The sequence below is a fragment of the Symbioplanes lichenis genome (assembly GCF_030709675.1).
In the GTDB taxonomy this organism is placed as follows: Bacteria; Actinomycetota; Actinomycetes; order Mycobacteriales; family Micromonosporaceae; genus Actinoplanes; species Actinoplanes lichenis.
In genome coordinates this window covers 1-13,178 of the sequence record NZ_JAUZQD010000031.1, presented here as the reverse complement: position 1 = coordinate 13,178, position 13,178 = coordinate 1, and the positions used below count along the sequence as shown (strand labels likewise).

Genomic DNA, 13,178 nt, shown 5'->3' with positions numbered 1-13,178 from the left:
TCAGTCCAGGCCGGTGCGCCCCTCGGCCCAGTACGCCTTCCCCTGTACGCGGCCCGGCCGGCACTCCCAGCTCCGGCTGTCCCGCCGCACCGCGTGCACGGTGGCCGCGTCCCCGGTGACGACAAGGGTGAACGGCGTGGCGACCGCGGCATCCCGCGCCCGGCGCAGCAACTCGGCGCGGTCGGTCGTCCTGGCCACGACCGTCGCCGGCCCGGCGAACCCGAGACCGGTCAGCACCTTCTCCACCTCGCCGGGGTCGCGGGCCTCGAGGACGTGCGTCACGTCGGCGGTCACGGTTCGCAGGGCACAGGCCAGCGCCACGCTCGACTCGTCACCGACGAACACGACGGGACCAGCCACCTCGGACAGGTCGATCGACCGGCGCGGCCCGAACACCTGACACGTCTCGCCGGACGCCACCCGGCCGAACCATTGCGCCGCGGGACCGCTGCCGTGCGCGAAGGCGAGCAGATCCGTCGCACCCCGGTCGCCGTCCCAGCCGATCGGCGTGTACGTGCGAAAAGCGGACCGCAGCCGGATCTGCAATTTCGCCCCCGGCGTCCACGCCGTTCTCCGGAAGCTTTCGGCCGCCAGTGTCACCCGCGTGAAGGCCGGCGTGAGACGCTCGACTCCGGTGACCTGAACAGCGCGCGGCAGAGCGCCCAGATCGGCCAGAAGATCGGATAGCCGGGTCATTTTTCTCCATTCCGCCCTTCGGTCGGCCCATTCCGAGATCGACTTTAGAGAGTGCCGCTCACCCGCCCCACCGGTGCGCCGCCACGGCATACCGGAAAGCCGCCACGTCCCTTGACGCCATCGAGAGCCACCTATACGTTACGGAAGTTCGGCCCATAAGTTTCCGAAACTTCCGGAGTCTCCCATGCGGTCGCTGCTCGCTCTCCTCCTGGTCGCTCCCCTGCTCGCCGTGCCCGCCGCCGCCGAGGCCCAGGCCCAGGCCAAGACCCAGGCTCAGGACGGATATGTCGCCTTCCACCCGGGACCGGGCCGCTTCCCGATCGTGGCCGGCCGGCATGCGGCACCCGTCGTGGTCAGCACCGCCGACCACGCCGGCGTCATCCGGGTCGCCGACGACGTGCAGACCGACATCGAGCAGGTCACCGGCGTCCGCCCGGCCGTCGCCCACGATCGCGTACCCGCCGGCAGCCAACCGGTGATCATCGGCACGCTCGGCAAGAGCCCGCTGATCGACCGGATCGTCGCCCGCGGCAAACTCGACGTCCGCACCCTGCGTGGCAAGTGGGAGACCACGATCGAGCAGGTCGTGACCGATCCGCTGCCCGGCGTCAGGCGCGCGTTCGTCATCGCGGGCAGCGACCAGCGCGGCACGATCTACGGCGCCTACGACCTGTCGCGCGCGATCGGCGTCTCCCCGTGGCAGTTCTGGGACGACGTGCCGGCCGCCCGCCACGACGCCGTCTACGTGCTGCCGGGCCGGCACACCCAGGGCACTCCGGCCGTACGCTATCGGGGCTTCTTCATCAACGACGAGAACCCGGCCACCGGCACCTGGGCGCCCGGCTACTTCGGGCCCGGCAAAGCGCCCGGCCATCCGGGTGGGCTCAACGCGGCGTACTACGCGCAGGTCTTCGAGACGATGCTGCGGCTCAAGGCGAACTATCTGTGGCCGGCGGTGTGGGGCCGCGCGTTCGCCGAGGACGACCCGCTCAACCACGCCACCGCCACGCTCTACGGCGTCGTCATGGGCACCTCGCACGAGGCGCCGATGATGCGCGGCATCGAGGAATGGAACCGGCATCCCACCGGCACCGGGGAATGGAGCTTCATCCGCAACCGGGCGGCCATCGAGGCGTACTGGCGCGACGGCGCGCAGCGGATGGCCGACCAGGACATCGAGGGCGTCATCACGCTCGGTATGCGCGGCAACGGCGACACCAGCCTGCCCGACGGCGACGGCATCGAGCTGATGAGCGACATCATCGGCACCCAGCGGCAGATCCTGCGCGACACCGGGCTCATCGACCGGCCGCAGGTGCAGACCCTCTACAAGGAGGTGCAGCGCTACTGGGACGAGGGCTACCGGCCGCCGGACGACGTGACCGTGGTCTTCTGCGACGACAACTGGGGCAACCTGCGCAAGCTGCCCGCCGGCGAGCAGCGCAGCGGCGGCTACGGCATGTACTACCACTTCGACTACGTCGGGGTGGGACGCAACTACAAGTGGGCCGACACGGTCAATCTCACCAACACGTGGGAGCAACTGCGGCTGGCGTACGGCAAAGGGGTGGACCGCCTCTGGATGGTCAACGTCGGCGATCTCAAGAACGAGGAGGTGCCCACGCAGTTCTTCCTCGACTACGCCTGGAACCCTTCGCTGACCCCCGGGCCGTGGTTGCGTACCTTCACCGCGCAGAACTTCGGCCCGCACCTGGCGCCCGCGGTCGCCGCATTGCTGCACGACTATGCGACATTGCAGTCGCGCCGCAAGCCGGAACTGCTCAACCGGAGGATCACCGGCTCCGGGGCGAGCATTACCTACGACGACCGCAACACTCCGTTCAGCCTGACCGCCTATCGCGAGCTTGACCGGGTCACCGCGCAATGGCAGGCCCTCGCGGCCCGCGCCGAACGGCTCCGCGGCCTCGTCCCCGCCGCCTGGCAGGACGCCTTCTACCAATTGGTCTACTACCAGATCAAAGACACCGCCATCGTGTACGCACTTCGACAGGCGCAATTCACGAACATCGAGTACGCCCGCCAGGGCCGCGCCGCCACGAACGCGCTCGCCGACCGGGCCGAGGCATTGTTCGCCCAGGACCAGGCCATGACTCACTACTACAACTCGACGCTGGCGGGCGGGAAGTGGAAGGGCTGGCAGACGCAGCCGAAGATCGGCTACGGCGACGTCGAGCGCTACGGTCCCAACGCGCCGTGGCAACAGCCCGAGCTCAACAACGTCGCCCTGCCCGACGCGATCTACCCGCACCTGCAGCGGATTGACGTGCCCGAAGCAGCCGCGCTGGGCGTGGCCCTCGACGGCGGCGACCCCGTGACCCTCCCCGAGTTCAGCCCGTGGCAGGCGCAACCGCGGCAGTACATCGAGGTCTACAACAAGGGCACGACCGCCTTCCGGTACGCCATCACCGCCGCCCAGCCCTGGGTCCACGTCACGCCGGCGTCCGGTCGCGTCACCGACCAGGTCCGCGCCACGGTGACCGTCGACTGGCGGCGCGCGCCGGCCGGTGTCTCCACGGTGCCGATCACGGTGACGGGCGCCGGGAGCTCGTACACCGTGCAAGCGCCCGTGCGCCGCCCGGCCGTGCCTGCCGCCGGTTTCCTCGAGGCGAACGGCTACGTCGCCATGGAAGCCGACCACTACACGCGCAAGGCCGGCGACTGGGAACTGCTGCGGGACATCGGGCGTACGGGCAACGGGCTCACGCCGCACAGCCCCGGCGCCCGGCTCGACTACGACATGACATTGACCACCACCGGCCCCGTACGCGTCACCGCGTACCTGTCCCCGCGCAACAACGTCCTGCCGACCCCGGGGCTGCGTTACGCGGTCTCGCTCGACGGCGCGACTCCCCAGGTCGTCGACATCATCGGGGCCACCGGATCGGACGACACCACGATGAACACGCAGTGGGCCAAGAACACCTCCGACAACATCAACAAGACCACCACCGTGCACACCGTCACCCGGCCCGGGCGGCACACGCTGAGCTTCCACATGGTCGACCCGACCGTCATCGTGCAGCGGCTGGTCGTCGAGACGGCTCCGCTGCCGTACAGCTATCTCGGTCCGCCGTCGAGCAGGCGCGCCTGATGCGCCGGCGTAGCCTGCTCGGGCTCGGCGGGGCGGTGTTCCTGCCGCTCCCCCGGCCGTCGTCGCGCCGGGCGCGCTGGGTGCACACGTGGGTGGCCATGCCACAGCTCACCGAGCCGAACAACCTGCCGCCCGCGCCCTTCACCGGCCCGGACTCGGTGCTGGTGGACACCACGATCCGGCAGACCGTGCACACCTCGATCGGCGGGACCCGGCTGCGCGTACGCTTCTCGAACGCCTTCGGCGGCGCCGAGCTCCCCATCACCGCCGCCGCCGTGGCCCTGCCCGCCGGGGGACGCGCCGGGGTCGCTGACGTCCAGCCCGGCACCGGCCGGCCGCTCACCTTCGGCGGTCACCTGTCCACCGTGGTGCCCGCCGGCGCCCAGGTGGTGTCCGACCCCGTCGACCTGCCGATCGCTGCCCGCGCCAACCTGACCGTCACCACCTACCTGGCCGCCGGGCAGCAGACGCTGAGCCTCACGTCCCACCCCGGCTCACGGACCACCAGCCACCTGCTCGCCGGCGACCACCACGGCGCCACCGACCTGCCCGGCGCGACGCCGGTCGACCACTGGTACCTGATCAGCGGCGTCGAAGTGCGCGCCGACGCCCGCGCCCTGGTCATCGTCGGCGACTCGCTGACCGACGGCCGCGGCTCCACCACCAACGGCAACGACCGCTGGCCCGACCAGCTTCAGCCCCGGCTGCCCGGCGTGGCCGTGCTCAACCAGGCCGCCGGCGGCAACCGGGTCCTGCACGACGGCCTCGGCCCGAGCGTCCTCGCCCGCCTCGACCGCGACGTGCTCGCCCTCGGCGCCGTCAGCCGGCTGCTCCTCTTCGAGGGCGTCAACGACATCGGCACCGCGCCCGCCACCGACGCCGCCCAGCAGCAGGTGGTCGCCGACCTGATCGCCGCCTACCGCCAGGTGATCGTCCGCGCGGAGGCCCGCGACATCGCCACGATCGGGGCGACGATCACCCCGTTCGGTGGCAACGCCGGCTACGACGACCCGGGCGGCCTGCGTGAACGCTCCCGCCAGGCGGTCAACCACTGGATCCGTCGCAGTGGCGCTTTCGCCTCGGTGATCGACTTCGACGCGGCCGTCCGCGACCCCGCCGAGCCGCGCCGCCTGGCCCCGGCCTACGACACCGGCGACGCCCTGCACCTCAACCCCGCCGGCTACGCCGCCCTGGCCGCTTTCTGTACCGGGCGGTTAAGATAGGGGGATGGCGGAGCAGACGAAGGAACGCGGACGGCCCCGGGGCTTCGACGCGGACGCCGCGCTGGACAGGGCCGTCGAGGTCTTCTGGAAGCACGGCTACGAGGGCGCGTCACTCGCGGACCTGACCAGCGCGATGGGCATCAACCGGCCCAGCATGTACGCGGCGTACGGCAACAAGGAAGCACTGTTCCAGCGGGCCGTCGCGCGCTACGCCGAGGAGGACATGGCCTATGCGCGGGCGGCGCTCGAGCAGCCGACGGCGTACGCGGTGATTGCGAAGTTCCTGCACGACAACGCCGACGCGGTGACGCGTACCGATCGCCCGGCCGGCTGCCTGTCGATCCAGGGCGGGCTGGCCTGCGGCAGTGACAACGGCCACGTCTCGCAATTTCTGGCCGCGAGCCGGCTCGCCGGCGAAGGGGCTTTGGCCGCCCGCCTGGCCCGCGCGGTCGACGAAGGCGACCTGCCCGGAGGCACCGACCCGGCGGCCCTCGCCCGCTATGTCATGACGGTCAGCGAGGGCAACGCCGTGCACGCCGCGGCGGGTGTCGACCGGGCCGAGTTGCACGCCACGGTCGACATCGCGCTGCAGGCGATCCCCCGCTAGCTTTCCCGGGTCAGAGCCGCCAGCTCACGCCACTCGGCCAGGGGGAGGCCGCTCGCGCCCGGCGTGCGGAGGACGTGCAGCGCGACGTGGTCGGCGCCGGCGTCGCGGTGCTCGCGGACCCGGCGGGCGATGTCCTCGGCGCTGCCGTGCGCGACCACCGCGTCGATGAGCCGGTCACTGCCGCCGGGAACGAAATCCTCGTCAGTGAAGCCGATGCGGCGCAGGTTCTGCTGGTAGGTCGGGAAGCCCAGGAACATCCCGATGCCGGCCCGCGCCGCCGCACGCGCCCGCTCCGGATCGGTGTCGAGCACGACGGCCTGGTGCGGCGCGAGGAAGGGCTCCGCCCCGACCCGCTTCCGCTGCTCGGCGACGTAACCGGGCGTCACCAGGAAGGGATGCCAGCCGCCCGTACGCGCGGCGGCGAGGTCCACCATCCGCGGGCCGAGCGCGCCGAGCAGCAGCCGTTCCCGGGGCAGCACCGACGCGTCGATGTCGTCCAGGTAGTGCTTCATCGTGGTGAGCGGGTTGCCGTAGTCGAGGCCACGCGCGCGGGCACCGGCCGGGCTGCCGATGCCGAGACCGATCACGGTACGGGCGCCGTGCGCGCGATCCAGCTCGGCCACGCGCCGGCTCAGCTCGGCGGGCGTCTGTCCCCAGATGTTGAGAACGCCCGTGACGACCCGGCTGCCCGGCGCCGCGGCGAGCAGCTGGTCGACGTCGTCGAGCACGCCGGTGCCGTCGAGACCCGGCAGCCACAGCGTCTTCCAGCCGAGCTCGCCCAGCTCCGCCGCGGCGTCACGGACGGCCGGGCGGGCGGCCCCGCGCAGCTCCATGCTCCACACACCCACACGATCCGACATCATTCGCCTCCCTCTTTCTGTACCCCTCGGTACAGTAACACGTCGAACGCCGGGTGATCGCCGCGCATTCCTTCGTCCGCTGCCCGTTCCGCAGCCCGCGGCTGCCCGTTCCGCAGCCTGCGGCCGCCCGTTCCGCAGCCGCCCGGCCATTTCGTAGCCCGCCGCCTATCGCGTGAGCCTCCGCACGTGGCCTTGGGCGTCCTAGGAACCTGGGTCGTTTTCATGCCAAACGTCACCGACATGGAGGACATATGTCATGTTGCGTCGTTTCCTGCGTCGGTTCGAGGCAGAATGACATGGCGAGACGGGCGGCAGTGCGAGCGGAAAGCGGGAGGGAGGTGTGGATGGGCGATGTGGACATGGCCGCGGTCCTGGCCACGAGTTCCCAATTGCGCGACCTCGCTGCTGAGCTTTGCGAGCGCGCTCATGAGGCCCAGCAAGCGTCGGCTGCTGCCTGTGAGCGGTCCCGCCGAGCGAGTCGCGGCGGGACGAGCTCTTCCCCGCCGCGCGGGCGCTGAGATCCCTCAGCCGCCGCCCTCATACGGGCAGCGCTCTCGCAGGGGCAGCGCTTTCATACAGTGGGCTCTCACACGGCGGGCTCTCACACTGGGGGGCTATTACACCGTCGGTGCGCAGCCCTTCGGGGCGCCGAGGGCGTCGACCAGGCGGGTGGCGGCGCGGGCATGCTTCGCGTACGCCTCGGGGTGGGCCGACACCTGCACGGCCTGCGCGGCCTCGGTGAGCCGCATCTCCCGCCACCCCTCGACGGCGAGCAGCCCGTCGTAGAACTTGCCGGTCTGATACTCGGGATCGGCCAGCTGCCGCGGCGTCCCCCAGCCCTGGCTGGTCCGCTGCTGGAACAGCCCGACCGAGTCCCGGTCGCCCCCGCGCAGATTCCGCAGCCGCGACTCCTGAATGGCCGTCGCCACCGCGATGACCTGCCCCTCCACCGGCACCCGCCGCTCGCTGCCGACCGTCACGATGAGCCGCGCGTTGGCGAGCTGCTCCTTGCTCCAACCAGCCGGAGTGGACACCGCCGGCGCCGGCGCACAAGCCGCCGCATCGGTGCGGACCAACGGACTGAGAACAAAACCGGCCAGCACAGCCACAGCAACAACGAACAACGCACGCACGACGTGAAAGACCTTCCGGGGTGGGGAGCCCGGCGAAGGATACAGGGCGGCATTCCCTCACCCCGACCCATCCACCACGCGCCCCCGGCGACGCCGCTGCCCGCCGCCCGAAACACCCACGCCCCGACCGCATCCAACCCGGCCCCCACCGCCGAACTACCCAACAGTGACACCAACGCCACCACGCTCGGAGCGGGCATCAACGCCTCGGGACCGCGCCGATGCCCGCTCCGCCACACCGATGCCGAAACGCTCCCCCAGCGCCTCAGCCCCCGGATGCCCGCCGACCGCCACAAGCACCTCGAGCGGCAGAAACGACAACCTCAACCCGCACGCGGACCGCACCAGGCGCCCCACTTCCGTCCACCTCCGCTGAATGCTCTCCTCAAACGCCGGAGCACACAGCGTGACCGCCACCTGCCGACACCGGCCGCTGCGCAGCAAGCTCTCCCCCAGCGCCAGCACCCGCATCGGCTCACTGGTTCGCCGGAACGGACACCCACCCTCCGCCGCCCAGAAGCCGTCAGCCCGCAACGACGGCCAGCTCGTCGTCGCTCGCGAAGATCATCAGCTCGGCGGGCGTCTCGATGTCCGGCACCAGCCGTGCGGTGGGGCAGTCCCGCCCGGCCGGCCAGTCGCAGGAGCCGCTGCCACCGGTGGCCCTCCGGCGTGAGATCCTGCCAGTCGAGCCGGTCCTCGACAGCGGAAGCCAGCTCACCGACTCCGGCCCCGGCCCGGTGGCGCGCCGCCAGGTCGACCAGATGCCGCCCGATGAAGGCCCGCCCGGTAGGACTGAGCCCACACCATGCCGCCCGGCGCGCACGTGGAAGCACCGCTCGTGGTCGTGCTCGTCCCAGCAGTCGCTCAGCTCGAACAGCTCTTCCGCCCGACGGACCCACGTCTCCCAGTCACCGCCCTCGGCCCGCGCGGCGAAATCGTCATCGAGCCGCCCGAACGTGGTCGCGAGCAGCCCGCAGTCGCCGATCGTCAGCTCGACGCCGGCCGGCGCCAGGTGCGGAACCAGGCCGAGACGCGGATACCAGAGCCGTCGCAGTTGTCGGCAGCAACCGGCGCGAATGTCGCGCCCGCGACTGCATGAGCACGAAGCGCCTATCCGGCATCGAACGCCTCCACCACCCGGCGCAGTTCGTCGTTCACGTAGTAGCCGTGCCCGTCCAGCAAAGTGCGCATTTCCGCCAACGCCGCCGGCCCGTTCTTGCCCGTTCGCAGCATGGCGTACCGGGCGGCCACCGCCGGCGTGCGGCTCTGCCCCGCCGCGCAATGCAGCAGCACTTTGTGCCCCTCCTCGCGCAGCTCGGCCACCGCCCGAGCGGCCTGGTCCACCGTGAAGGCCGTGTTCGCATTGGCGCCCGCCTGATCGACCAGCCACACCTGCACCTGGTTCTCCGCGGGCACCGACGCGAATTGCTGCACCCCCACCCGGCACAAGGAAACCACCGCGTCGATGCCCTCGACCGGCGTCATCAAATTGCCGAGCACCACTCCCGCGTCGTCGGGATGCGCCGCCGCCAGGGGACGCGGAAGGGGCGGCTCCATCCGGTCGGCCCCGGGCCATCCGACCCGATCCGGCTTGCCGTCCGCGGCGGTCAGCAAACCCATTCGCATCAGGTCGGCGGCCCGGTTGCGCTCCCAGCCGTGCACGGCTCGCTGCCATTTCAGGGGTACGCCCGAAGCGCCCCACCGCGCGCCGAGCAACGCCCCGGCGATGGCCGCCACGGTGTCCGTATCGTTTCCCGCGCCGACGGCCGCGTACAAGGCGTCGCGCAGATGGTCACACGCGAACGACGGCTTTCCCGGATCGTCGGCCGGCACCGGTGTCCGGACGATCGCCGACCACGCCGCCTGCAAGGCCGTGACGACGAAACCGTTGTTCGGGAAATGCCGTGGCTCGTGCTGTTCCGCCTCGTCGAGCCAGCCGGCCCATTGGTCGCGGCGCTGCTCGGGAATCAGTTCGAGCCCCCGGCGTACCCCGTCGAAAGTGCCGTGCACGACCGCGTGCCGGACCCCTTCGCACCACAGCACGCACCCGTCGGCGGCCAGATCGTCGAAATGCGTCAGCTCGCTCACCGCCCGCGCGGCCTCCGCCATGGCCACCGGATCGTCCAGGTACGCGAGCGCGACAATTCCGGTCCGCATCAGCGACCCGTTCCCGGCGCTGCGCCCGGTCTCCTCGTGCAACGCCCGGCCCGCCTCCCGCATGGCGGCGCCGAGCCCTTTCGACCCGTGCCGCCGCACCTCGGCGATCACGCGGCTCGTCTGAATCCCCACATCGGTCGCACCCTCGGTCCGCCACCGCACGAAATTGGCGGCGATCCGATCGAGCGCATCGGCCTCCCGCAGATCCGCCCCGGTCGCCGCGACCTCCGCAATGCACACCGCCATCTGCGTGTCGTCGCTGTACTCCCCCGGCGCGTAATCCCCGAGCCCACCCCCGCTCATCCGCGGCGCCTGCCCTTCCGGCGGCGGCGACGAGAACTCGTACGGAACCCCGAGCGCATCCCCGCAAGCCGCCCCGAGCAGCACCCCGGCCGCCCGATCGCTCTGCATCGCCGTCAGCATTCCCACGTCCACCCTCTCGCGCCGGTTCACCTCTCTTGGCACATCCTCCGCGAAAAGTCTCCGGCAGCACCGACGACGTGGCCGAGGCGGCGGCCACCGATGGGACCGCCGCCGCTGGCACGGGATTGTTACTGGGCGGCCGCGTCGACGACCTGCTTGTAGCGGGCGGCCGAGTTCGGGTTGGGGGTCGCCGGGTAGACGTTGGATTTCCAGCCGTCCGGGTTGGTGTCGTTGAAGTAGGAGACGAAGGCGATCGAGCCCGGCTTCGCGCTGTTCTTCGCCTTCAGCCAGTTGTAGGCGTACGTCAGGAACTTGGGGTTGTCGCCGCCGGAGTGGTTGGCGGCCGTGTCGCGGGAGATGACGCCGAATTCGGCGAGGGCGAAGGGGAGGCCCTTGGACTGGGCGAAGTCGTACCAGAAGTTCCAGCCGTACGTCTTGGTGAAGTGGTTGTTCGCGCCGGCGTCGGTGGTGAAGGGCTCCCACCAGTCGTAGGAGTCGATGGCGATGACGTCGGCCTTGCCGTCGACGAAGAGGGAGCGCGGGTCGGCGACGGTGCCGTTGTTGCTGACGCCCTCGTTGGGGTTGAAGACGATCTTGAGTCCGGGGGCGGCGCCGCGGATCAGGTCGACGGCGCGGGAGTACTGGTTGCGCCAGGTGGTGGCGTTGGTGGCGTGGGAGAAGCAGCAGTTCATCTCCCAGCCGAGACGGACGTAGCCGTCGGGGTCGACGTCGGCGATCGACCGGGCGAGCTGCCGCCACTGGGCGTCGGTGCCGTAGTCGCCGTCCTCGGTCCACAGCGGCACCGACAGGATGAAGTCGTCGGTCGCCTGCTGGAAGGTGCTCGGCACGGTGTCCGCCCACCAGGTGTTGAGCTGGATGTTCCAGTTGTCGCGGGTGGTGAACGCCACGACGTTGTCGACCGGGCGGCCGCGCCACTCCTGGAAGTTCTCGGCCTCCTCGCTGCTGTGGGTGAAGAAGCCGCCGTCGGACCAGGGCAGGCCCGAGCGGTGGGCGCTCGCCGGGTCACCGGTGACCAGGGCGCTGTCGAAGGTGATGGACGAGCCGCCGGTCGATGCCGGGTTGCGCCGGCTGGTCATGGTGAGCACCAGCGTGTGCGGGCCTTGCGCCAGCACCGGCGAGGTGTAGACGTCCACCGTCTCCGATGTCGGCGTCGCCGCGTAGAAGTCGACGTCCGTGGCAGCCGCGCTGTCGATCTTTGCCGTCGCGATGGTCGCCCACGGCTCCTTCATGCCGAAGAGCGTGATCTGCGAGCCGGTGAACCGTACGGCCGCCGTCGAGCCGGCGGTCGACGTCCAGCGGAAGCTGTTGTCCGACGCCGCGCCGCAGTTGCCCGAGCAGGGGTTCCAGCCCGTGGAGAACTGCACCTGCCCGGAGTTGGTGTCCTCGATGAGCGTGGTCGTGGTCGCCGCCGAGGCGGGCGTGGCGGCGAACGCCCCGCCCGCCGCCACGACGACGGCGGTCAGACCGGCCAGGATCCTGTGTGCTCTCACCTGATGTGCCCTCCTGCTGACGAATCAGTGACAGCAGGAGGCTAGGAACCGTCCGTACAGCGGTCGTACATTCGCGGGGTCAGCGGGCCCCGGTGATCGCGGCCCGGCGGCGGGCGAGCGCGTCGACGCTGGCCGCCACCAGCAGGATGAGACCGGTGACGATGTACTTGGTGCCGGCGCTGTAGCCCAGCAGGCCCATGCCGTTGTCGATGACGGCGATGACGGCCCCGCCGACGACCGCGTTCAGCACGCGCCCCTTGCCGCCGAAGAGGCTGGTGCCGCCGATGACGGCCGCCCCGACCGAGTAGAGCAGGATGTTGCTGCCGCCGGTGTTCGGGTCGACCGAGCTGGCCCGGCTGACCGCCATGATGCCGCCCACCGCGGCCATGAACGAGCCGATCACGAAGACCGAGACCCGGATCCGGTCGACGGGGATGCCGGCCCGGCGCGCGGCTTCGGCGTTGCCGCCGACGGCGTAGACATGCCGCCCGTACGCGGTGCGGCCGAGCACGAAGCTCCACAGCACCAGGAACGCGGCGATGATCGGCACGACGATCGGCACGCCCTTGAGCGAGTTGATCGCGGGGTTGACCGCGCGCTCCTGGGTCAGCACGGCGGTGGCCGCCAGCACGAGGACCGCGAGGAGTCCCACGCGCAGCGCGACGATGCCGATCGGGTCGGCCGGCAACCCGCGGACCAGTCGCGCCCGCAGCCGGGCGGCCTGATTGATCGCGTACGCGATGACGGCCGCGACCGCCAGCCCCCAGCTCCACCCGACCGGTACGTTGCTGTTGTTCAGCGCCACGACGAAGTCGTCCCGGATCGAGATGTTCTTGCCCCCGCCGAGCAGGACGAGCAGGATCCCCTGGAAACCGAGGAACGCGGCCAGGGTGACCACGAACGACGGGATCCCGACCTTGGCCACGAGCAGCCCGAGTCCCAGGCCGATGAGCGTGCCGGTGGCCAGCGCGGCCGGGATCGCGACGGACCACGGCAGTCCTTGCTCGGTGAGCAGGATGGCCATGATCGCGCCGCACACGCCGCTGGCGAAGCCGGCCGACAGGTCTATCTCGCCGAGCAGCAGCACGAAGACCAGGCCCATGGCGATGAAGACGACCTGGGCGCCCTGGGTGAACAGGTTGGCGAAGTTGAGGGCGCTGAAGAAGGTGTCCCGGGCGAGGCCGAAGATCAGGCACAGCACGACCAGCCCGAGTACGGCCGGCAGGGTGCCGAGGTCGCCGCCGCGGACGCGGTCCCACGACCGGTGCACATAGCCGGTGACGGTCGTCACGAGTCACCTCCGTTGCGGCCGGCGGTGATCAGCTCGACGACCTGGGACTGCGTGACCTCGGTCCGGCGTACCTGGGCCACCATGCGGCCGAGAAACAGGGTGGCGATGCTGTCCGCGACGGCGAAGACGTCGTTCATGTTGTGCGAGATGAGCACCACGCCGAGA

The 13,178-nt window shown here is 70.9% G+C and carries 11 protein-coding genes and 1 pseudogene; 4 read left to right on the top strand and 8 right to left on the bottom strand.

From position 1 onward, the window contains the following. Window positions 1-696, bottom strand: a complete 696-nt coding sequence (locus RAN62_RS40585; RefSeq protein WP_305790229.1) for a siderophore-interacting protein — start codon at window positions 694-696, stop codon at window positions 1-3. A 184-nt stretch (window positions 697-880) separates the two neighbouring features. Between RAN62_RS40585 and RAN62_RS40580 the strand changes: the two genes are divergently transcribed. From RAN62_RS40580 to RAN62_RS40570, 3 genes are read left to right on the top strand one after another with little or no spacing between them, the layout of a single operon-like run. Next, window positions 881-3,808 carry a glycosyl hydrolase 115 family protein gene (locus RAN62_RS40580; protein ID WP_305790228.1) on the top strand — a complete coding sequence of 976 codons (2,928 nt, stop codon included), beginning with the start codon at window positions 881-883 and terminating at the stop codon, window positions 3,806-3,808. After that, on the top strand, window positions 3,808-5,031 hold the full coding sequence (locus tag RAN62_RS40575; RefSeq protein WP_305790227.1) for an SGNH/GDSL hydrolase family protein: 1,224 nt from the start codon (window positions 3,808-3,810) through the stop codon (window positions 5,029-5,031). The genes RAN62_RS40580 and RAN62_RS40575 overlap by 1 nt, the downstream gene beginning before the upstream one ends. A 4-nt stretch (window positions 5,032-5,035) precedes the next feature. Continuing rightward, window positions 5,036-5,638 (top strand): TetR/AcrR family transcriptional regulator, encoded by a 603-nt coding sequence (locus RAN62_RS40570; protein WP_305790226.1) that lies wholly within the window; start codon window positions 5,036-5,038, stop codon window positions 5,636-5,638. Here RAN62_RS40570 and RAN62_RS40565 read toward each other — a convergent pair. The 3 genes from RAN62_RS40565 to RAN62_RS40555 form a co-directional block, all read right to left on the bottom strand. Continuing rightward, on the bottom strand, window positions 5,635-6,498 hold the full coding sequence (locus RAN62_RS40565; protein WP_305790225.1) for a TIGR03620 family F420-dependent LLM class oxidoreductase: 864 nt from the start codon (window positions 6,496-6,498) through the stop codon (window positions 5,635-5,637). The genes RAN62_RS40570 and RAN62_RS40565 overlap by 4 nt on opposite strands. 617 nt (window positions 6,499-7,115) lie before the next feature. Then, on the bottom strand, window positions 7,116-7,631 hold the full coding sequence (locus tag RAN62_RS40560) for a peptidase M23 (protein ID WP_305790224.1): 516 nt from the start codon (window positions 7,629-7,631) through the stop codon (window positions 7,116-7,118). A 523-nt stretch (window positions 7,632-8,154) separates the two neighbouring features. Continuing rightward, window positions 8,155-8,349 carry a hypothetical protein gene (locus RAN62_RS40555; RefSeq protein ID WP_305790223.1) on the bottom strand — a complete coding sequence of 65 codons (195 nt, stop codon included), beginning with the start codon at window positions 8,347-8,349 and terminating at the stop codon, window positions 8,155-8,157. 120 nt (window positions 8,350-8,469) lie between these two features. On the opposite strand from RAN62_RS40555, the gene RAN62_RS40550 reads away from it, so the two are divergent. Beyond that, window positions 8,470-8,730: a hypothetical protein gene (locus RAN62_RS40550; RefSeq protein WP_305790222.1), complete on the top strand. Its 261-nt coding sequence runs from the start codon at window positions 8,470-8,472 to the stop codon at window positions 8,728-8,730. An 11-nt stretch (window positions 8,731-8,741) separates the two neighbouring features. On the opposite strand, the gene RAN62_RS40545 is transcribed toward RAN62_RS40550, so the two are convergent. From RAN62_RS40545 to RAN62_RS40530, 4 genes and pseudogenes are all read right to left on the bottom strand, one after another. Further along, window positions 8,742-10,211 carry an ADP-ribosylglycohydrolase family protein gene (locus tag RAN62_RS40545; RefSeq protein ID WP_305790221.1) on the bottom strand — a complete coding sequence of 490 codons (1,470 nt, stop codon included), beginning with the start codon at window positions 10,209-10,211 and terminating at the stop codon, window positions 8,742-8,744. A gap of 128 nt (window positions 10,212-10,339) precedes the next feature. Beyond that, window positions 10,340-11,722 (bottom strand): hypothetical protein, encoded by a 1,383-nt coding sequence (locus RAN62_RS40540; RefSeq protein WP_305790220.1) that lies wholly within the window; start codon window positions 11,720-11,722, stop codon window positions 10,340-10,342. Window positions 11,723-11,801: 79 nt separating this feature from the next. Continuing rightward, a complete protein-coding gene (locus RAN62_RS40535; protein ID WP_305790219.1) occupies window positions 11,802-13,013 on the bottom strand; it encodes a sugar ABC transporter permease in 1,212 nt (403 codons plus the stop codon). Further along, window positions 13,010-13,178, bottom strand: a pseudogene (locus RAN62_RS40530) (sugar ABC transporter ATP-binding protein); the annotation flags it as partial. The gene RAN62_RS40535 and the pseudogene RAN62_RS40530, both read right to left, overlap by 4 nt.